At 72.9% G+C, this 20967-nt stretch carries 15 protein-coding genes; 6 read left to right on the top strand and 9 right to left on the bottom strand.

Features of this window, described 5'->3' with window-relative positions; all coding sequences use genetic code 11:
- Positions 1 to 19 precede the first annotated feature (19 nt).
- Positions 20 to 1093 (bottom strand): succinyl-diaminopimelate desuccinylase, encoded by a 1074-nt coding sequence (dapE, locus tag O7623_RS26665; protein ID WP_282225698.1) that lies wholly within the window; start codon positions 1091 to 1093, stop codon positions 20 to 22.
- 124 nt (positions 1094 to 1217) lie between these two features.
- Here dapE and dapD point away from each other — a divergent pair, with 124 nt between their 5' ends.
- The gene (dapD, locus tag O7623_RS26660) at positions 1218 to 2171 is read left to right on the top strand and encodes a 2,3,4,5-tetrahydropyridine-2,6-dicarboxylate N-succinyltransferase (protein ID WP_282225697.1); all 954 of its coding nucleotides are present in this window, start codon (positions 1218 to 1220) and stop codon (positions 2169 to 2171) included.
- A 123-nt stretch (positions 2172 to 2294) separates the two neighbouring features.
- Here dapD and O7623_RS26655 read toward each other — a convergent pair whose 3' ends face one another.
- The 5 genes from O7623_RS26655 to fdxA form a co-directional block, all read right to left on the bottom strand.
- A complete protein-coding gene (locus O7623_RS26655; protein WP_282225696.1) occupies positions 2295 to 5762 on the bottom strand; it encodes a S8 family serine peptidase in 3468 nt (1155 codons plus the stop codon).
- A 199-nt stretch (positions 5763 to 5961) separates the two neighbouring features.
- Positions 5962 to 9120 (bottom strand): EAL domain-containing protein, encoded by a 3159-nt coding sequence (locus O7623_RS26650; RefSeq protein WP_282225695.1) that lies wholly within the window; start codon positions 9118 to 9120, stop codon positions 5962 to 5964.
- 257 nt (positions 9121 to 9377) lie between these two features.
- Entirely contained in the window at positions 9378 to 10049 is a 672-nt protein-coding gene (locus O7623_RS26645) for an SIMPL domain-containing protein (protein WP_282225694.1), read from the bottom strand.
- Between the two features lie 9 nt (positions 10050 to 10058).
- Positions 10059 to 11162 (bottom strand): succinyldiaminopimelate transaminase, encoded by a 1104-nt coding sequence (gene dapC / locus O7623_RS26640; protein ID WP_282225693.1) that lies wholly within the window; start codon positions 11160 to 11162, stop codon positions 10059 to 10061.
- 38 nt (positions 11163 to 11200) lie between these two features.
- On the bottom strand, positions 11201 to 11527 hold the full coding sequence (fdxA, locus tag O7623_RS26635) for a ferredoxin (protein WP_282225692.1): 327 nt from the start codon (positions 11525 to 11527) through the stop codon (positions 11201 to 11203).
- An 80-nt stretch (positions 11528 to 11607) separates the two neighbouring features.
- Here fdxA and O7623_RS26630 point away from each other — a divergent pair, with 80 nt between their 5' ends.
- Positions 11608 to 12690 carry a GNAT family N-acetyltransferase gene (locus tag O7623_RS26630; RefSeq protein WP_282225691.1) on the top strand — a complete coding sequence of 361 codons (1083 nt, stop codon included), beginning with the start codon at positions 11608 to 11610 and terminating at the stop codon, positions 12688 to 12690.
- Here O7623_RS26630 and O7623_RS26625 read toward each other — a convergent pair.
- The 3 genes from O7623_RS26625 to mshB form a co-directional block, all read right to left on the bottom strand.
- Entirely contained in the window at positions 12659 to 13123 is a 465-nt protein-coding gene (locus O7623_RS26625; RefSeq protein ID WP_282225690.1) for a hypothetical protein, read from the bottom strand. The genes O7623_RS26630 and O7623_RS26625 overlap by 32 nt on opposite strands.
- Positions 13124 to 13197: 74 nt before the next feature.
- Positions 13198 to 13656 (bottom strand): hypothetical protein, encoded by a 459-nt coding sequence (locus tag O7623_RS26620; protein ID WP_282225689.1) that lies wholly within the window; start codon positions 13654 to 13656, stop codon positions 13198 to 13200.
- 23 nt (positions 13657 to 13679) lie between these two features.
- Positions 13680 to 14573: an N-acetyl-1-D-myo-inositol-2-amino-2-deoxy-alpha-D-glucopyranoside deacetylase gene (gene mshB / locus O7623_RS26615; protein ID WP_282225688.1), complete on the bottom strand. Its 894-nt coding sequence runs from the start codon at positions 14571 to 14573 to the stop codon at positions 13680 to 13682.
- A 78-nt stretch (positions 14574 to 14651) separates the two neighbouring features.
- Between mshB and O7623_RS26610 the strand changes: the two genes are divergently transcribed.
- The 4 genes from O7623_RS26610 (at position 14652) to O7623_RS26595 (ending at position 20955) form a co-directional block, all read left to right on the top strand.
- Positions 14652 to 16754, top strand: a complete 2103-nt coding sequence (locus O7623_RS26610) for a prolyl oligopeptidase family serine peptidase (protein WP_282225687.1) — start codon at positions 14652 to 14654, stop codon at positions 16752 to 16754.
- 24 nt (positions 16755 to 16778) lie between these two features.
- The gene (locus O7623_RS26605) at positions 16779 to 18215 is read left to right on the top strand and encodes a TldD/PmbA family protein (protein WP_282225686.1); all 1437 of its coding nucleotides are present in this window, start codon (positions 16779 to 16781) and stop codon (positions 18213 to 18215) included.
- The gene (locus O7623_RS26600) at positions 18212 to 19690 is read left to right on the top strand and encodes a metallopeptidase TldD-related protein (protein ID WP_282225685.1); all 1479 of its coding nucleotides are present in this window, start codon (positions 18212 to 18214) and stop codon (positions 19688 to 19690) included. Before O7623_RS26605 ends, O7623_RS26600 begins: the two co-directional genes overlap by 4 nt.
- A 458-nt stretch (positions 19691 to 20148) precedes the next feature.
- Positions 20149 to 20955: a hypothetical protein gene (locus O7623_RS26595; protein WP_282225684.1), complete on the top strand. Its 807-nt coding sequence runs from the start codon at positions 20149 to 20151 to the stop codon at positions 20953 to 20955.
- Positions 20956 to 20967 lie beyond the last annotated feature (12 nt).

Raw genomic sequence — 20967 nt, 5'->3', positions numbered from 1 at the left:
GCAGACACCGGCCCGGCGGTCACGCCGGGGCCAGCCAGCGGTGGAGCGTCGCGGCACCCTCGCGAATCTTGTCGATTTCCACCCGTTCGTCCCGGGCGTGGGCCAGGTTGGGGTCCCCCGGGCCGAAGTTCAACGCCGGGATGCCGAGTGCGGCGAACCGGGCCACGTCCGTCCAGCCCAGCTTGGCCACCGCCGGCTGACCGACCGCCTCGAGGAACTCCCGGGCCGGGGCCGCGGTCAGTCCGGGCAGCGCGCCGCCGGCACAGTCGACGATCTCCACCGCGAACCCGTCGAAGACCTCTCGGACGTGCTGCTGCGCCTGCTGCTCGTCGCGGTCGGGAGCGAACCGGAAGTTGACCTCGACCGCGCACCGGTCCGGAATGACGTTGCCGGCCACCCCGCCCTCGACCCGGACCGCGTTCAACCCCTCCCGGTAGTGACAGCCGTCGATAGTGACCTCGCGGGCCCGGTACTCCCCCAGCCGACGCAGCACCTCCCCGGCGGCGTGGATGGCGTTGACGCCACGCCAGGACCGTGCCGAGTGCGCCCGGCGACCGGTGGTCACCACCATCGCCCGCAGCGTGCCCTGGCAGCCGGCTTCGACCAGGCCGTACGTCGGCTCGTGCAGCACCGCGAAGTCGGCGGCCAGCCACTGCGGGTGTGCCTGCGCCACCAGGCGCAGGCCGTTGAACCGGGAGTCGATCTCCTCGGCCTCGTAGAACAGGTACGTCACGTCGTACCGGGGGGCGTCGACGGTGACCGCCAGGTGCAGTGCGTGCGCCACCCCCGACTTCATGTCCGAGGTACCGCAGCCGTAGATCGACCCGCCTTCCACCCGGGACGGGAAGTTGTCCGCCAACGGCACCGTGTCCAGGTGCCCGGCGAGCACCACCCGCTGCGCCCGGCCCAGTTCGGTACGGGCCATCACCGTGTTGCCGTACCGTCGGGTGGTCAACCACGGCACCCCGGCCAGCACCTGCTCGACGCAGTCGGCGATCCGCTGCTCGTTGCGCGACACCGACTCGATGTCGACCAACGCACGGGTCAGCGTCACCGGATCGGCCAGGACCTCGGGGGTCAGCGGGTTGTCCATGGCTGGCACGGTACCGTCTCGACAGGGCCGGCCCGTCCGCTGACCGCTCGGTTCGCCCGGATCGACCGCGCACCCGGACCACGGCCGGCGGTGACCCGTACCACGATCGGAAGGCGACAGTTCGGTGACGGTTTCGACGCAGCCCGCCTGGGGCATCGGCCTGGCCACCAGTACGGAGCAGGGCCAGGTGCTGGACACCTGGTTCCCGGCCCGTCAGCTGGGCCTCGGGGAACGCCCACCGGCACCGGCCGGTGAACCCGACGAGCTGCCGGCCGGCGTGGTCGGTCCACGGGCACTGCCGGGGCTGCGTACCGAGGTCGTGGTCGTCGAGATCGGCTCGCTGGCTGATCCGATCAAGGACGTTCCCGACGCGTACCTGCGGTTGCACCTGCTGTCGCACCGGCTGGTCCGGCCCAACGAGCTCAACCTGGACGGCGTCTTCGGCCAGCTGGCCAACGTGGCCTGGACCTCCGCCGGGCCGTGCCCGCCGGACCGGGTCGACGAGCTGCGGATCATCGAGCGGGCCGCCGGGCGGCACCTGGCCGTGTACGGGGTGGACAAGTTCCCCCGGATGACCGACTACGTGGTGCCGTCCGGGGTGCGTATCGCCGATGCCGACCGGGTCCGCCTCGGCGCCCACCTGGCCGCCGGGACCACCGTCATGCACGAGGGGTTCTGCAACTTCAACGCCGGCACGCTGGGCACCTCGATGGTCGAGGGCCGGATCGTCGCCGGTGTCGTCGTCGGTGACGGCTCCGACATCGGCGCCGGCGCCTCGATCATGGGCACCCTCTCCGGCGGCGGCACCGAGAAGATCCGTATCGGCGAACGCAGCCTGCTCGGCGCGAACGCGGGCATCGGCATCTCCCTCGGCGACGACTGCGTGGTCGAGGCCGGCTGCTACGTCACCGCCGGCTCGAAGGTCACCCTGCCCGACGGCCGGGTGGTCAAGGCCCGCGAGCTGTCCGGGGTCGACGGGCTGCTGTTCTGGCGCAACTCGGTGACCGGTGGGTTGGAGGCGCGGCCGCGCACCGGCGCCGGGATCACCCTGAACGCCGCCCTGCACGCCAACGACTGACCCTCGGCCCCCCTCGCGATCTTGCACTTATCGAGAACTTATGTCGCAATTGTCCATCGATAAGTGCAAGATCGCGGAGGGCGGGCGGAGGTTAGGGCAGCGGGCGGGCGGTAGGGCAGCGGGTCAGCGCACCGCGATCCGGTACGCCTGGATGATCGTCTGCTGCACGGTGTTGCCGTCCCGGTCGGTCACCGAGGCCCGCAGCGACACGAACCCGTCGGCGTCCGGGTGGTGCACCGACGCGGTCCATCCGGCCTTGGCCGACCGCACCTGCGCCGGCAGCCAACTGTCGCCGCCGTCGTAGGAGACCTCGACCACCGGTTTACGGACCCCGATACCGGCCACGCCCGGTTGGTGGGCGATGGTGAACGGGATCTCCGTCGCCCGCCCGGCCGGCGCGGTGTTGCCCGCGTCCACCGCCGGCGCGAACCGCACCGCCATCACCGGCAACGCGGCGGCCCGGCCCCGGGTCACCGGCCCGGAGGCGAACGTCCAGACCCCGCTGACCAAGGTGGAGAAGTCGCTGACGTCGTGCGTCGCGGCGACCTCAAGCCGGTAGTCGGCCTCCGCCCGGGGTACCTCGAACCAGCCGTACCCGGGGTATTCGCTCTCCCCGACCAGCTTGCCGTCGCGGTACAGCGCGGTCCGCCCGCTGTCGGTCAACGCCGATCCTGGATGGCCGTCGGCGTCACCGAACAGCGGCACCTCCACGGCGATCACGTCACCGTCGCGGCGCACCCAGCCTCCCGGGTACGTCGTGTCGGCGAACACCGGCCCGTACGGCGCCACGTTCCAGGTGTCCTGGGTCTGCCGTCCCGGCGGGTACCGCTGCGGCATGGAGGTCAGCATCGCGGTGGCCTCCCCCCACTGCTGGCCGGGCACCTTCCGGGAGAACTCCAGGTAGCCGTTCCAGGTCAACGTGTCGGCGACGCTGTAGTGCTCCACCCGTACGGCGGGTAGCTCGACCGGGGCGACCAGTGCCCATCCGCCGGGGTCGCGGTCACCGTGGCTGCCGAAGACGGTCCGGTCGGTCGTGTCCCCGTGGGCGACGCCCCGGAACCGGTGCCGCACGGTGGCCAGGTCACGCGGGCGGTAGTGCCGGGTGAACCCGGTCGGCAACTGGTCGGCGAAGTGCTCGGTCAGGCCGTAGAAGTACGGGCTGCCGACGAAACCGTCCGCGCCGTCCGGTCGCAGCCACTGGCTGGCGATGGTGGCGGCGAACTCACCGCGCCGGGGCGGGGCCCCGAACTGACCGGCGGTCAGCCCGTCGAAGGTGTCGGAGAGCAACCCGACCCCGGCCCCGGCGTTGTTCCGGGTCCAGTAGGCAAAGCTGACGTCGACCAGGGCCGGCCGGGCGGTCGGCTCCGGCACGGTGACCCGTACCGGTTGGCCGCGCCGGCCGTCGAAGGTGACCGTCGTATCGGAGGTGATCTTCAGATTCGGCCGGACCAGGACGGCCAGTTCGAGTTCGACGTCGTCGCCCTCGCCGATCCGGCGCTCGATCATGCTGGACAGGCCGTACCGGCCGGCCGGCAGCCGGACCGTGACCGACCCGGAGCCGTCGGCCCGCCACGGCATCGCGTCGTACGGCTGGTCGAGACCGATCGCGAGGGTCCAGTAGGCGTCGGTCGCCGCACCGGTCTGGTCCAGGTGGGCCAGGGTCAGGTCGTAGCTTTCCACCTCGCGGTTGACGCCGAACGGGGTGACGACGCGGACCCCGTCGGCGCCAGTGGCGACCAGGTGGCCCGAGTAGTAGCCGTCGGGCCCGTCGACGCTGGTGTCGGCGGTGACGACGACTTCGGCGGTGCCCTGCGCCGGCACGGTCACCTCGGTCGCGCCCACACTGAACACGCCGGCAGGGGCCGGCGTACCGGTTGGTCCGACGGCGTCGACGGCCAACGTCAGGGTCATGTCGGTGCCGGTGGTGTTGCGGTAGGTGACCGTCTTCGCGACGGCCTCGTCGTCGTGGTGCGGCCAGACGGTACGGCCGAAGGAGACGCTCGCCGGGGTGGCTACGACCCGTTGAGTGATCGCGCGGGCCACGTCGACCCGGCCGGCCCCCTGCGGATAGGCACCCGTACCGGGCTGCGGGGCCGCCGAGCCCGTCAGCGCGGCCTTGAGCCGCTGCGCCGACCAGCCGGGGCGACGCTGGGCCAACAGCGCGACCGCGCCGGTGACGTGCGGCGTCGCCATCGAGGTGCCGGAGGCGGCGACGTAGTGTGCGTCGACCGGGGTGTCGAGGGTGGTGCCGGCGGCACGGGCGGCGACGATGCCGACGCCCGGTGCGGTGACGTCCGGTTTGACCGCGTCGTCGCCGATGCGCGGGCCCCTGCTGGAGAAGTCGGCCAGGACGTCGTCGCGGTCCACGGCGCCGACGGTCAGCGCCGCGTCGGCGCTGCCCGGGGAGCCGACGCTGGCGTCGGTGCCGGAGTTGCCGGCGGCGATGACGAACAGCGCGCCGGTCTGCGCGGTCAGCGTGTCGACCGCCTTCTCCAGCGGGTCGATCTCCGGAGTGTCCTGGCCGCCGATGCTGAAGTTGATCACCGTGGCGCGCTGGTCGGCCGCGGCCCACTGCATCCCGGCCAGCATCGCCGACTCGGCGCACCAGTAGGACTCGCAGACCTTGCCGGAGACGATCGTGGCGTCCGGGGCGACGCCCCGGTTGGCGCCCTCGGAGGCGGCACCGCTGCCCGCGATGATCGACGCCACATGGGTGCCGTGGCCGACGACGTCGGCCGGGTCCGGGTCCTCGGTGAAGTTCTCCGCGTGGGCGACCCGGCCGGCCAGGTCGGGGTGGTCGGCGTCGACGCCGCTGTCCAGCACGGCCACGGTCACCCCGGCACCGGTGAGCCCGGCGTCGTGGGCGGCCGGCGCACCGATCTGGCCGACGCTGCGCTCCAGCAGCAGCCGCCGCTTGCCGTCGAGCCAGATCCGGGCGACCCCGGATCCGGCGGCCAGCGAGCGGGACGCGGTGGTCGGCGACCCGGCGGCGGCCCCGGTGACCGCCGCCCAGAACTCGTCGGCGGCGGACTTGTCGGCGCTGACGGCCGCCCCGCCGATGGCGGGCAGGTCGCGGGTGATCCGGGTGCCGGCGAGCCGGCCGGTGGCCCGACCGGCGGCGGTGGCCGGGCCGGCGTACTCGACCAGCAGCGGCAGCCGGTCGGTGGCGGCGTCGTGATAGCCGTACGTGATCAGGTTGGTGACGTTGAACAGCCGTCGGTCGAGCACCCCGGCGCGGATCAACGGTTGGGCGTCGGTCGGGACGACGTACCGGCCGTCGGCGAGCTGGTAGGTGTGGAAGCGCAGGTGTCGGCGGCCGGGGGCCGGTGCGACGGCGGCCCCGCGGTCGGTCACGGTGATCCGGTCACCGGTGATCAGCGTGACGGTGGTGGCGCCGGGCCGCGCTCCGGCGAGGCCGGCGCCGGGTGACGACGACGGGCCGGCGGCGGGTGAGCCGGGCTGCGGCGACGACGCGCCGGCAGCCGGAGTGGACGGTGTGGCGGCGGCGGGTGCGGCCCGGCCGACGCCGATCAGGCCGGCCGCCAGGACGGCGGCGAGGGCGGCGGCGGTCGTTCTCCTGACTGGATGCAACTGAACCTCCCCGGTAGACGTCGAGTGGACGTCAGGGTCGTGATCCGAAGCCCCAGGATTACATACTCAGTATCCATATCGATGCCCCAAAACTCGGGACAATAAGGACCGATATTGACACGCAGTGATCATCCAGCTACCCCAGGCCGGTCAGGGCCGGGCCGGCCACCCCGGGCCGGTCAGGGCAGGTCAGGGCCGGTCAGGGCCGGGCCGAGCCCACCGGCCGGCCGCCGGCCACCCACGCCGCCGCCGCCGGCTCGGGCAACGGCCGGGAGAAGAGATAGCCCTGCCCGAAGCCGCAGCCGAGATCGCCGAGCAGGTTCCGCTCCGCCACCGTCTCGATGCCCTCGGCCACCACGGCGAGCTCGAGATTGTGCGCCAGCCGGATGATCCCGTCCACCAGCGACCGCTGGCGGGCGGAGAAGGCCATCTCCGCCGTGAACGACCGGTCGATCTTCAGTACGTCGATCGGCAACTGCCGCAGATAGCTCAACGACGAGAAGCCGGTGCCGAAGTCGTCGATGGCCATCCGCACCCCGAGTTCGCGCAGCTGCGCCAGATCGGACCAGATGTCGTCCTCACTGCCCAGCAGCAGGCTCTCGGTCAGCTCCAGCATCACCTGCTCCGGTGGCAGTCCGGCCTCGGTCAGCGACCGGCGTACCGTGCCGACGAACCCGGTGACCCGGAACTGTCGCGCCGAGACGTTGACGCTGATGTACGGCGCGTCCCCCGGCGCCGCACCCACCTGCCACTGGGCGGCCGCCGCGAACGCCCGACGCAGCACCCAGTCCCCGATCGACTCGATCAGGCCGGTCTCCTCGGCCACATCGATGAACTGGTCCGGGCGCAGCAGCCCCAGCGTCGGGTGCTGCCACCGCAGCAACGCCTCCAGGCCGACCGCGCAGCCGGTGGCCAGCTCCACGATCGGCTGGTACTCGACGACGAAATCGGTCTCCGGTGCCGCCCGCTCCAACGTCGTACGCAGCTCCATCCGCCGGACCAGGCTGACGTGCAGGGCCGGCTGGTAGCGCCGCCAGCGGCCCTTGCCCGCCCCCTTGGCCACGTACAGGGCGAGGTCGGCGTGGCGCAGCAGGTCGTCGGTGCCGCCAGCGTCCGCCGTGGTGGCGACACCCACACTGACCGCGCCACCGACCAGGCGGCCGGCCAGCCGGAACGGCTCGGCGAAGGCCGCCACCACCCGCTGTGCGGCCTGCTCCACCTCGGCCGCGTCGGCCGCGTCGTCGACGAGGGCGGCGAACTCGTCCCCGCCGAGCCGGGCCGCCGTGTCGGCCGACCCGAGCGTCGCCGCCAACCGGTTCGCCACCGCGACCAGCAACTCGTCGCCGGCCTGATGCCCGAGGGTGTCGTTGACGACCTTGAAGTCGTCCAGATCGATGAAGAGGACACCGACGGTGTGCCCGCCCCGCTGGGCCCGCGCCACCGCCTGCTGCACCCGGTCGTGGAAGAGCACCCGGTTCGCCAACCCGGTCAGCGAGTCGTGGAACGCCCGGTGGGTCAGCTCCCGCTCCAGCCGCCGCCGCTCCGTGACGTCGCGCAACGTCAGCACCAGGCCGCGTACGGTGCGGTCCGACCGCAGATCCCGGCAGCTCACCTCGACCTGTACGGTGCTGCCGTCGGCGTGCCGCAACCGCCAGTCCTGCCAGTCGTGCGGGTCGCCGGAGGTCCGGACCAGGTCGAGCCCTTCGATCACCCGCTCGTGATCGTCGGGGTCCACCAGCTCGGTCACCGGTCCGCCGTCCGGTGCCGGACGGCCGAGCACCGTACTCACCGCCGGGCTGGCGTACCGGATCCGGGCCTGCTCGTCGACGATCAGGATGATGTCGGCGCTGTTGAGCACCAGGGTGCGGAAGTACGCTTCGGCGTCGCGCCGGTTGATCTCGTCGCTGAGCCGGACCCGTTCCAGCGCGGTCGCGGCATGACTCGCCAGCACCTCGATGCTGTCGCGCAGCGTACCGAGGACCGTCGTCTCCGCCGCCACCAGCAGCACGCCGGCGCGCGGGCCCGCGACGTCGTCGGCACCGGCGGGCCGCCGCCCGCGCTGCGCGGACACCGTCGCCGGTGTCGTCGCCGGTGTCGTCGGGCGGCGCTCCGGCAGCACCAGCGGGCAGAGCAGCGCGAACGGAAACGACCCGAGTTGCCGGGCCAGCCCCGGGGTGAGGGCCGACCGGCGCAGCATCCGGGACCGCCGGACCGCCGCGCTCGGCGGCAGCAGCGCGTCGCTCGCTGTCGCCGGCACCGACGGCCCCCAGATGCTGGTGGCCAGCGCCGGCACCCCGCCTGCGCGATTGACCACCAGCACCAGCCGGTGGGCGACGCCCTCCGGAACGATCTGCGCCAGGCCGGCGCGGACCGCCCGGTCGACCTCGGCCGCGTCGGCGGCGGAGACCAGCGCCGCACAGGCGTTGCGCAGCCCATGCTCACGGCGCATTGTCTGCCGGTGTGCCGCCAGCACGTCACCGAACCGGCTGAGCACCAGCGCGAAGACCACCGCCGAGGTGATGGCCAGCATCGCGCCGTCGCGGACCCGCCCGGTCAGCGACTCGACGAGCAGGATCGCCGGCGCGATCATCGTGGCCAGGACGAGCAGCACCGCCCATGGCCGACTCACCTTGCCCTGCTCCAGCTCGGCCGGTTCGGACAGCTGCGCCATCGACGGTTGCAGCCCGGCCGCTCCCCAGGTCAGATAGAGCAGCAGCCAGCCCAACTCGATCGGCCCGCCCGGCTGCCACGGCCCGCCGAGGGTGGTCAGCCCGTACAGGATGTCGCTGACCAACATCCCGGCCGCGCCGGTCAGCAACAGCAGCAGCGCCGGGGTGCGGCGATTCGTGGCCAGCAGCCGAATCGTCACCGCGAGGACCAACAGATCACCGAGCGCGTACGCGGCGAGCAACGACCGTTCGGCCGGGCTCAAACCGTCGGCGGTGATGTACGGCCCGACGATGAAGATCCAGGCGAGCAGCGCCGCAGTGCACAGAAATGTGAGAACGTCGAGCAATCTGGCCCGGTCACCGATCTCCCGATTGCCCTGGGTCAGCAGGAACAACCCCACCGCGGTGAGGAAGAAAACCGCGAGGTAAAAGAGCTCGGCGACCACCGCACCGGGGCGCAGGGCGTACGTCGTGTCGCCAGCGGCCAGGGCGACCACCGCGGCCGCCAGGCACCACCAGGCGGCAGCCCGCTTCGGCCGGTGCCGCCGCAGGCCGACGACGATTCCACCGGCGCTGAGCGCGCCGAGGACCGGCCAGAGGACCGGATGCCAGGCAGGGACCGCGAAGATCCCCGCCGACAACAGGATCATCACACCGACGTACGCGCCGGTGGAATTCCGGACCGACACGAGCCTCCCCTCTGGCCGGACGCGGACGAACGCCGCACGACGATCGACACACCGGTGCCCGGTGCACATCTGGCACGCGGCTACACATCCACCGCTCGGTTTACCAGTCCGACAAGGAGTTGGCCATACTTCTGCCGGTCAATGGTCGTCGAACGATGAGTCGCAGGTAACCGGATGCGATTTCCCGATTGCGTCGGCGACCGCCCGGTAATACGGCGTCACCTGGGCCGATCATTCGCGCCATGGGGGCGCGACCGTCACCGGGCCCGGTCCAGTACGGCCGGGGCGGAGATGGTGAACCGGGCCTCCACGACGGCGTGCACCGTCTGCGTCTGCGGGTCGAGGTCGAGGTGCGGGACACCGTCGGCGGCCAGCTCCGTCGCGGCGAACGTCCGACCGGCGGCGCGCAACATCATCGGCTGCGGTGCTGCCATCCCATGGTCGGCCAGCTCCACCAACCCGGTCACCTCGGCGCCGAGGGCCTCGGCGTAGTCGCGGGCCCGGGCGATCGCCTCGTCGATCGCCGCCCGACGCGCCTGGCCGTGCACCGGGCTGGTCGGCCGCAGCGCCCACCAGGGACCACTGACCTGCACCTGGTCCTGATCGGCCAGGCGCAGCATCAGCTCACCGAGGATGGTGAAGTCGACCACGGTGACGGTGGTGGTCACGCTGGCGTGGTAGGCGGCCACCCGCTCACCGGAGCGTTTCCACTCCGGACGTACCTGCAGGGCACCGGACTCGCGACGCTCGATCGCCGGACCGTACCCGTCGATCAGGGCACGCACCGCGTCGCCCCGCTCGGCGAGTCGGGCCAGGGTGCCCGGCCGGTCCCGGCCCCGCGCGGAGGCCGTCACCGCGAACCGGGCGAGCTCGGGGGCGACCTCACGGACCACTTCGCCGCGTACCGCCACCACCGGAGCGCCCGCCATCACGCCAGCCTAGCCGAGCCGCGCCACGGCGGCGGCCACCCGCTCGTCGGTGGCTGTCAACGCGACCCGGACGTGCCGCTCCCCCGCCGGCCCGTAGAAGGCACCGGGTGCGGCCAGGATGCCCCGGTCGGCGAACCAGTCGACCGTCGCCCAGCTGTCCTCACCCCGGGTGATCCACAGGTACAGGCCGGCGGTCGAGTGGGTCACGGTGAAGCCGGCCCCGGTCAGTGCCGTACGGAGCAGTTCCCGGCGGGCCGCGTACCGCTGGAGCTGGTCGGCCACGTGGGTCTCGTCGGTCAGGGCGGCGATCATCGCCGCCTGCACCGGCGCCGGCACGATCATCCCGGCGTGCTTGCGGACCGCGAGCAGCTCGGCGACCAGGGCCGGATCGCCGGCGACGAAGCCGGCCCGGTACCCGGCCAGGTTGCTGCGTTTGGACAGGGAGTGCACGGCGAGCAGACCGGTCAGGTCCCCGCCGCAGACCTCGTCGCACAGCACCGAGACCGGCTCGGCCTCCCAGCCAAGCGCGTGGTAGCACTCGTCGCTGGCGACCACCGCGCCGCGCTCGCGCGCCCAGTCGACGACCTTGCGCAGATGGCCGGCGGGCAGCACCTGCCCGGTCGGGTTGCCGGGCGAGTTGACCCAGACCAGACCCACCCGGCTGACCGGCCCGAGGGCGGTGAGCGAATCGGTCCGCACCACCTCGGCACCGGCCAGCCGTGCCCCGACCTCGTAGGTCGGGTAGCAGACCGACGGCACCACCACGACGTCACCGGGGCCGAGCCCGAGCAGCGTCGGCAGCCAGGCGACCAGCTCCTTGGAGCCGATCGTCGGCAGCACCCCGAGCCCGTCGGGGGACGCGCCGCACTCCCGGACGCACCAGTCACGGATCGCCGCGCGCAGCGGCGGACTACCCGCCGTCAGGGGGTAGCCGGGAGTGTCGGTGGTGACCTGCAACGCCGCCTGGACGATGGCCGGCACCGGGTCGACCGGAGTGCCGACAGACAGGTCGACGATGCCGTCCGGGTGGGCGGCGGCACGGGCCTTGACCGGCTCCAGCCGGTCCCAGGGAAAGTCCGGCAGACCGGCGGCGAGGGATCCGCCACCGGTCACGGCCCGCCGCCCGGCCACGAGCTCCGCCGGCGTCGCGGTCAGTGCCCCTCCCCGCGCGGCGGCTGCCCCGCGACGAACGGAGTGTCCTTCTCGATCTTGCCGACCTTGGAGGCGCCACCGGGCGAACCGAGATCCTCGAAGAACTCGTAGTTCGCTGTGGTGTAGTCCTTCCACTGCTCCGGCACGTCGTCCTCGTAGAAGATGGCTTCCACCGGGCAGACCGGCTCGCAGGCACCGCAGTCGACGCACTCATCGGGGTGGATGTAGAGCATCCGGTTGCCCTCGTAGATGCAGTCGACCGGGCATTCCTCGATGCACGCCTTGTCGAGCACATCGACGCACGGCTCGGCGATGATGTATGTCACTGGCCTTCCTTCCCGCACGACATGCCGCGATCGCCCGCGGCCGTAACGAGCCTAGTATCTCGCCGGGGAGGGGGTCGATCGTGCTCCGGAGACAAGATGTGGGACGCCGCGTGGTAGTCCGCACGAACACCGGTACCGGTGCGGACCGGCCGCGCTACACCGACCTGCTCGGCCTGCTGGTCGAGCTGACCGGGACCGAACTCACGGTGCTCACCCGGCACGGGCCCCGGCAGGTCCCGCTCGCCCGGGTGCACCGGGCGAAACGGGTGCCACCGCCAGCGGCCGCAACCGCCCGGCTCCGGGCCGGTACCACGGCCGGGGCGATGGCCGACCCGGCCGACGTCCACCGGCTGGAGGCGGCGGCCAACGAGTCCTGGCCGGCACCGGTGCAGCAGCGGCTCGGCGACTGGCTGCTGCGGGCCGCCGACGGCTGGACCGGTCGAGCCAACACCGCACTGCCGCTGGGTGACCCCGGCCGACCGCTGGCCGAGGCGGTCGACGCGGTGACCGACTGGTACGCCGACCGTGACCTGCCGGCGCAGTTCAACGTACCGTTGCCGACCGCCGCCGACGTGGCCGCCGTGCTCGCCGACCGGGGCTGGCAGGCCCGACCGCTGGTGCTGGTCCAGACCGCCGACCTGGCCGACCTGCGCGCCCGCGCCCGCGCCGACGCCGACACGACGGTCGACGCGACGGTCGACGGTGCCCCGGCCGCCCGCGTCGACCTGCCACCGGTACGGCTGGCGCACGAACCGGCCGCGGACTGGCTGCGCGTCGTGGCGGCCCGCAAGTCCGCCGGGGAGTCGCTGCCGGCCGCCGCCCACCAACTGCTCACCGGCGCGCCACACGTGCGGTTCGCGCAGATCCACGACGCCGGCACCCTGATCGCCGTCGCCCGGGCCACGGTCAGCGCCGACCGCCACTGGTGCGGCGTGTCACTGCTGGAGGTGGCCCCGGCCGCCCGGCGCCGTGGCCTGGCCCGCCATCTGCTGGGCACGATCGCCGACTGGGCACACGACGACATGGGCGCACGACGCGCCTTCCTCCAGGTCGAGCAGCGCAACCCGGCGACGGCGCTCTACACCCGGCTGGGCTTCACCACCCACCACGTGTACGTGCCGTGGTGCCAGGTCAGCGACGCACCACCCGGCGAGGCTTGCTGAGCTTCGTCTCGGCGTAGCGCTGCAGCGACTGCGACCGATGATCCAGGCCGAGCGTGATCAGCACCAGGTAGCCGAGCAACGCGCCAGCAGCGGAGCACCCGCCGTAGAGCCACACCTGGGAGAAGAAGGCACCGGCGCCGTTGGCGAACGGATGCCCGCCGCTGACGAACGGGCCGACCAGGACGGTCAGCAGCAGGGCGATCAGCACCGCCAGCGCCAGGTCGCCGCCCCAGCGCTCCAGCGGCCAACGCCGGCCCCAGACGAACGCGACCGTGCCGAGCACGAGCCCGATCACCACGAACATCGCCAACGTCAGCCGGTCCTGCGCCTCGGTGTCGGTGCCGAACGCGAACCGGGCGACCAGCCGGGCCACCACGTTGATCGCGAACAACCCGCCGGCCAGGATCCCGACCGGCAGCCACCGCTGCCTCATCTCCACCTCCCGGATGCGGACCCGGGAACGCTCTCCCGGATACCGGAAATAGTAGAAGCCGCGACGGTTGCGCGTCAGCTCCGCTCGTCCGGGCCGGGTGCCGGACGTGGCGACAGGATCGCCCGAAAGGCGATCACCGCGTACGCGATGGCCCCGGCGAAGATCGTCGCGAAGCCCACCCAGTTGTCCCCGGCCAGCAGGATGTCCCCCTCGGTGGTGCCGCCGGCGGCGAGCACCATCACCGCGAACCAGGCGGCCGCCGGTACCGCCACCGCCCACCGGGCCCCCACCGCCCGGATGGCGAACCAGCTGACCAGCACGTTGCCGACCACCGCCAGCAGCACCGACAGGCCGACCAGGTGACCGCCGAGACGGACCGTGGCGAACTGCAGCTCCAACACCGCGGTGAGCACCGCCGCGACCACCGCGACGGCACCGCCGACGGCCCGTACCGTCAGATCTGCCAGGCGGTGCAGCCGGCCCGGCACCGACGGCGCGGCCGCCGGCACCGGCTGCTCCTGCGTCGCGGACATCGGACCGGACCCACCGGGCCAGGTCACCGCTGCGGCACCTCGGCGACCGGCAGCCCGGCGAACAGGTCGCTCTCCCAGCCGTACGGCCCCTCACCGGGACCGCGTTCGCCGTGGGCGAGGGTGAAGTACTCCATGCCCATGAACTCGCCGCCGATGTTGCCGGCCAGCGCGTACAGCCACGAGTCGGCCGGGATCTGGGTGGCGTGCGCCCGCATCGCGGCCAGCTTCGCCGGGTAGTGGTCGGTGCCGTCGACGCGGGCGGCGATCTCCGGATCGGGGGTGCCGAACGGCAGGTCGTCGACCTGCTCCACGCCGGCGAACGGATTGTTCGCCGCGCCCCGGAACGCGTCGATTCCGGCCGCCAGCACACTCTTCGGCATGGCCGTGAAGTAGATCTTGTCGGGACCGATGCCCTCGGCCGCGGCCAGCTCGGCCGCCCGCATCGTGACCCGGTGCGCCTGGATGTGGTCCGGGTGGCCGTAGAAGCCGTTGTCGTCGTAGGTGACCACCACCTGGGGGCGGACCTCACGCAGCACCGCCAGCAGGTACCCGGCTGCTTCGTCGAGGTCGGCCTGCCAGAACGCGCGCGGGTGGTCGTTGGTCGCCAACCCCATCATCCCGGAGTCGCGGTAGCGGCCCGCCCCCCCGAGGAACCGGTGGTCGGTCACGCCCAGCGCGGCGCAGGCGGCGGCCAGCTCGGCGATCCGCAGGCCGCCGAGCTGGTCGGCGGCACCGGCGGCCAGGCCGGCGAACTCGGGTACGTGGATCTCACCTTCCTCGCCAAGGGTGCAGGTCACCAGCGTGACGTGGGCACCGGCGGCGGCGTACCGGGCCATCGTGGCACCGGTGCCGATCGTCTCGTCGTCGGGATGGGCGTGCACCAGCAGAAGCCGATGGGCGGCGGCAAGGTTGGTCACTCGGGGAACTTTACGCCGGACGGGCACCTGCGCGAATTACCGGTCTCATGGCTGAACAGCCGGTTCTACGATCCGGGAGTGGAAATTGCGCAATCGACCGTCCGTACCGGTGATTCCGCCCGTGGCGCGCCCCGGGCGGTGACCGTCGGCGCCGACGGCGCCCGCGTCGTGTTCCTCCGTTCCACCGGGCCGCACGACGAGGCCGACAGCCTCTGGGTACTGGACACCGACAGCGCGGAGGAACGCCGGATCGCCGACCCGACGGTGCTGTCCGGGCAGCGCGGCGCCACCATCGACCGCTACGTCACCGACCCGGCCGCCCGGATCGCCGTGTTCGCCCTCGCCGGCCGGCTGTGGCGGGCGGACCTGGTCGCCGGCGACGTCGTCGAGGTGCCGGTGGTGGGCACCGCCGTCGACGCCCGCCCCGACCCGACCGGCGAACGGATCGCCTACGTGTCGGACAGCGACGCCCCCGACGCCGCCACCCGGCCGCAGACGACCGCCCCCGGCAAACTGCGGGTCATCCATCCCGACGGCCGGGACACGCTGCTCGCCGGCGAGTCCGGCGACATCACCTGGGCCCTGCCCGACCCGGGTTCCGCCGACTTCGGCCGTGACCGTGGCTACTGGTGGTCGGCGGACGGGCAGACCATCCTCACCGCCCGGGTCGACCGGACCCGGCTACCCCGCTGGCGGTACGCCGACCCGGCACAGCCGCAGCAGCCCGGCCGCACCGCGCCGTACCCGCTGTGCGGTGGGCCGATCGCCGAGGTGACCCTGCATCTGCTCGACCTCGACGGCGGCTGGGTCGACGTGCACTGGGACCGGGAGACCTACCCGTACCTGGTGTCGGTCGACTGGTCCGACGGCGGCCCGCTGATCACCGTGCTGCGCCGGATGCAGCAGCACGGGCTGGTGCTGTCGATCGACCCCCGCACCGGCGAGACCCAGGTGCACGCCGAACTCGCCGATCCGCGCTGGGTCGAGCCGATCCCCGGCACCCCCTGCTACCTGCCCGACGGGCGGGTGCTGGTCGGCGGCGAACTCGCCCACGACGGCTACGACGCCCGCTGCCTGTTCGCCGACGGCACCCTGCTCACCCCGGCCGCGCTGTACGTACGCCGGGTGGTGGGTCGGCTGCCCGGCCGGCAGGCCAGCCCGGACCTGCTGATCGAGGCCAGCGACGGGGAGCCCAGCGAGCAGCACCTCTACCGGGTCCGCACGGCGGCCTCCTCCGGCGGGTTGGACGCCGCCCGGGTCACCACCGCCGGCGGCTGGCACGTCGGCGCGGTCGGCGGCGACGTGCTCGCCGTCGGCTCGGCCGCCCTGGACCAGCACGGCACCCGGTGGACGATCTGGCGCGGCGACACCGAGATCGGCGTACTGCGCAGCCTGGCCGCGCTCGGCCCGACCGCGCCCCGGCCGGCGCTGCAGCGGGTCACCGACCGACGACTGCCCGCCGGCGTGCTGTACCCGCAGAGCCACGTCGACGGCCGGCGGCTGCCGGTGCTGCTCGACCTCGACGGTGGGCCGGGCCGCCAGCAGGTCCGGGCCCGGCGGGCCGACTGGCTGGGCCGGCAGTGGTGGGCCGACGCCGGGTTCGCGGTGGTCGCCGTCGACGGCCGCGGTACGCCCGGAGTCGCCCCGAGTTTCGAGAAGGTGGTGCACCGCCGGCTCGCCGACGTGCTGCTCGCCGACCAGGTCGACGCGCTGACCGCGCTCGCCGACAAGCACCCCGACCTGGACCTGGAGCAGGTGGTGGTGCGGGGCACCGGGTTCGGCGGCTGGCTGGCGGGGCTGGCCGTGCTGCGCCGGCCGGACATCTTCCGGGCGGCGGTGGCCCGCGCGCCGATCGCCGACTGGGCCCTGCTGCGCGCCGGGTACGCCGAACGCTACCTGGGTGTACCGGAGGCCGACGGGGAGATCTATCCGCACCACAGTCTGGTCGCGGTCGCGGCCGAGCCGCTGGTCGGCGGCGACGAACCACGCCCGCTGCTGCTGGTGCACCCGCTCGACGACGATGTCCCGGTGGCGCACACCCTGCGGTTGTCGGCCGCGCTGCTGGCCACCGGCCGGCCGCACGCGGTGCTGCCGGTGGCCGCCGGCACCGACCCGGACTCGGCGGCGGTGCGCCGCGCCGAACGGGAGTTTTTCCATCGGGCGTTGGGATCGATCGGCTGAGCCGATGTCGAATAGGGTCGACGGATGACCCACTTCGACGTGGCGACGGCGGCCGTGCAGGCCGCCCTCGACGCGGGCGCCCGGTACGCCGACGCCCGGCTGATGCACCGCCGGTACGAGTCGATGACCGCCCGCAACGGCGAGATCGAGGCGCTGGTCCAGCACAGCGACGCCGGGCTCGGTGTGCGGGCACTGGTCGGATCCAGCTGGGGCTTCTACGCCGTACCGGATCCGTCGTCGGCCGCCGCCCGCGCGGCCGGCGGCCGGGCCGCGAAGATCGCCGCCGCCAGCGCCCAGGTCCCGGGGCCGCCGATCGACCTGGTGCCGGTCGGTGCCGGTGCCGCCAGCTGGGCCAGCCCGTGCCTGGTCGACCCGCTCACGGTGCCGTTGTCGGACAAGGGTGACCTGCTGGTGTCGGCCACCGCGACGATGCGGGAGCACGGCGCGGACCTGGCCGAAGGGCTGTACCAGATCTGGGACACCGACAAATGGTTCGTCTCCAGCGAGGGCCACCGGATCGACCAGCGGATCCGCGAGTGCGGAGCCGGGCTGTCGGCGACCGTGATCGGCGACGGCGAGACCCAGCGCCGGTCCTACCCGTCGTACCGGGGCCAGTACGGCACCAGCGGCTGGGAGCTGGTCGACAGCCTGGACCTGCCGGCGCATGCCGCCCGGATCGCCCAGGAGGCACGGGCACTGCTGACCGCGCCGCCGTGCCCGGCCGGGGAGACCACGCTGATCCTCGGCGGGGAACAGATGGCGCTGCAGATCCACGAGTCGGTCGGACACGCCATCGAGCTGGACCGGATCCTGGGCTGGGAGGCGGCCTTCGCCGGGACGTCCTGGCTGGACCTGGCCCAGCTGGGCAGCCTGCGGTACGGCTCCGAGCTGATGAACGTCACCATCGACCCCACGATCCCGGGGGCGTTGGGCAGCTTCGGGTTCGACGACGAGGGCAGCCCGGCGGTCAAGCGGGACGCGGTGCGCGAGGGCCGGTGGGTCGGCGTACTGGCCGGGCGGGACTCGGCGGCGGTCGCCGGGCTCGACCACGGCGGCAGTGTGCGGGCCGACGGCTGGTCGCGGCTGCCGATGGTGCGGATGACCAACGTCGGTCTGGAACCTGGGCCGCACACCCTGGACGAGATGATCGCGGCGACCGACGACGGGGTGCTGATGGACTTCAACCGGTCCTGGTCGATCGACGACAAGCGGCTGAACTTCCAGTTCGGCTGCGAGGTCGGCTGGGAGATCAAGAACGGAAAGTTGGGGCGGATGCTGCGCAATCCGACGTACACCGGGATCGGCCCGGTGTTCTGGCGGTCGATGGACATGCTGTCGTCGGAGAGCGTCGCGTGGGGAACGCCGAACTGTGGCAAGGGCCAGCCCGGCCAGGTCGGGCACACCGGGCATCCGGCGGCGCCGGCCCGGTTCACCGGCGTCCGGGTGGGGGTGCGCGGATGAGTCTGGACGCGGGGACGACCGGGGTGGCGCTGTCGCCGGCCGAGACCGAACTGGCGGTCCGGGTGGTGGAGCTGGTCCGCCGGGCCGCCGGGCCGGGCGCGCAGGCGGAGGCGTACGTCGACCACCGGGCGCTGGCGCTGACCCGGTTCGCCAACTCGTTCATCCATCAGAACGTGGCCGAGGCGGCGACCACGGTGTGGCTGCGGCTGCACCTCGACGGTCGGACCGCGATCGGCTCGACGACGTTGACCGGTCCGGACGGGCTGGCCGACCTGGTCGAGCGCACCCTGACCGCCGCGCGGCTGTGCCCGCCGGATCCGTCCTGGCCGGGACTGGCCGGGCCGGCACCGCTGCACGCCGCCGGCACCTGGGACGAGGCGACCGCCCAGGCCGGGCCGGACCAGCGGGCCGCCCGGGTGCGCGACTTCGTCGCCGCGGCCGACGGCCTGGAGTGCGCCGGCTACTGCCGTACCGTGCACCGGTCGACCGGGTTCGCCAACAGCGCCGGGCAGACCGCCGGGGGTCGCACGGCGGAGGCGGCGATGGACGGCATCGCCCGGGTCGACGGGGTCGACGGGGTGGCCCGGTTGGCGGCGGCCCGGCTGGCCGACGTCGACGGGGCGCGGCTCGGGGCGCGGGCGGCGGTCAAGGCCCGAGCCGGTCGGCACCCGGTCGACCTGCCGGCGGGCCGCTACCCGGTGGTGCTCGAACCGACGGCGGTGCTGGATCTGCTGCAGATGCTGGCCCACTACGGTTTCGCCGGTAAGGCGCACCACGAGCGGCGGTCGTTCGTCGCCCTCGGCGAGCGGCAGTTCGATCCGGCGATCTCACTGGTCGACGATCCGGCGGTCGGCGGCGGGGTGCCGTTCGACGCCGAGGGCACGCCGACCGGCCGTACGGTGCTGGTCGACGCTGGCCGGTCGGTGGCGCTCACCCACGATCGGCGGACCGGGGCGGCGGCCGGGATGGCCTCGACCGGGCACGCGGTGCCGGGCAGCGTGGTGTGGGGGCCGGCGGCCCAGCACCTGCGGCTGGTCCCGGCCGACCAGGCCGATCAGGGTCCGGCCGGCGATGGTACGGCGGCCGGTGCCTCGGCGGCCGGTGCCGGTACGGCGGACGTGGGTCCGGCGGCGGACGTGGGTCCGGCGGCGGACGGCAGCGCGGCGCTGCTCGGCGGGATGGAGCACGGCCTGCTGATCACCGATCTCTGGTACACCCGGGTGCTCGATCCACGCAGTCTGGTGGTGACCGGGCTGACCCGTAACGGGGTGTGGCTGGTCGAGTCGGGCGAGATCGTCGCGGCGGTGGCGAACCTGCGGTTCACCCAGTCCTATCCGGAGGCGCTGGCCCCGGGGGCGGTGCGCGGGCTGGGTACGCGGCTGACCCGGCTGCCGGACTCCTGGGACGCCACCTCGTGGCATGCGCCGGCGCTGCACCTGGCCAGTTGGCAGATCACCGGCGGCGCCGCCGGCTGACCATCCGTGTCGCCGGCGACCATCGGTGTTGACGACATCTCGATCAATCACTTAGGTTAGGCATACCTCACTTCTGGTGGGTCCGCGACGGGCGGTGTGGGCTGGTCGACCGCGCCGCCCGTCACCCGTACCAATGGGTGCCGGACCACCCCGCCGACGGTTGACAACGGCCGATCTGTGACCGACGCCGCTACGGATCCAGTGAGGTTCTGCACATCCGCCCGCCCGGCGGCGGGCCGGGCTTTCGTAACCGACGCGATACCGGCGAGACTCCCTTGCGCATACGTCCGTCGGTACGGGGCGTAACGTGTGCACCGGACTGCGCCAGCCGTCGAACGTGCGGCGCGGGATTGGAGCACGCGGTCGCACGGCAATCTGGGCTCTGCCCTGCTCGCCACGGACCGGCCGAAGATATCCGGGTCCGCCTTGGGAAAGTCGGGCCCCGTCAGGGAGACAGGATGACGACTACGGCAACGACGCCGGGGCAGGCGCGGGCGCGCGCCGCCATCGCGGCGAAGACGTTGCGCACCGACCGGTGGTGGCTACCCCCGCTCATCACCGTCATCGGACTCGGTGCCTGGGTCACCTACGCCACTGTCCGTGTTTTCATGCACGACTTCTACTGGGTCGACGAGTACCACTACCTGACCCCGTTCTACTCACCCTGCGTCACCGAACGCTGCGTACCGGAGGCCGCGCACTTCGGCCGGTTCCTGCCCGGCTGGTGGATCATCCCGGACGCCGCGCTGACCCTGCCGTTCCTGCTGCTGTTCCGGCTCACCTGCTACTACTACCGCAAGGCCTACTACCGGGCGTTCTGGCTGAGCCCGCCGGCCTGCGCGGTACCGGACGGCCACCAGCGCTACACCGGTGAGACCCGCTTCCCGCTGGTCTTCCAGAACGTGCACCGGTACGCCTTCTACGCGGCCGCGATCATCTCGCTGATCAACACCTGGGACGCGATCCTGGCCTTCGACGGCGAGAACGGCTTCGGCGTCGGCCTGGGCAACGTCATCCTGCTCGGCAACGTGGTCATGCTGTGGGCGTACACGCTGTCCTGCCACTCCTGCCGGCACATCGCCGGTGGCCGGCTCAAGCACTTCTCCAAGCACCCGGTGCGCTACCGGATCTGGACGTTCATCTCCAAGCTCAACGTCCGGCACATGCAGCTGGCCTGGATCACCCTCGGCACCCTGGCGCTGACCGACTTCTACGTGATGGCGCTCTCCGCCGGCTGGTTCAGCGACCTGCGGTTCTTCAACTAGGGGCTTGGAAGA

This window comes from Solwaraspora sp. WMMD791 (assembly GCF_029581195.1).
Taxonomy (GTDB): domain Bacteria; phylum Actinomycetota; class Actinomycetes; order Mycobacteriales; family Micromonosporaceae; genus Micromonospora_E.
The sequence above is the reverse complement of the archived record's forward strand: the minus strand, read 5'-3'. Positions and strand labels throughout refer to the sequence as shown.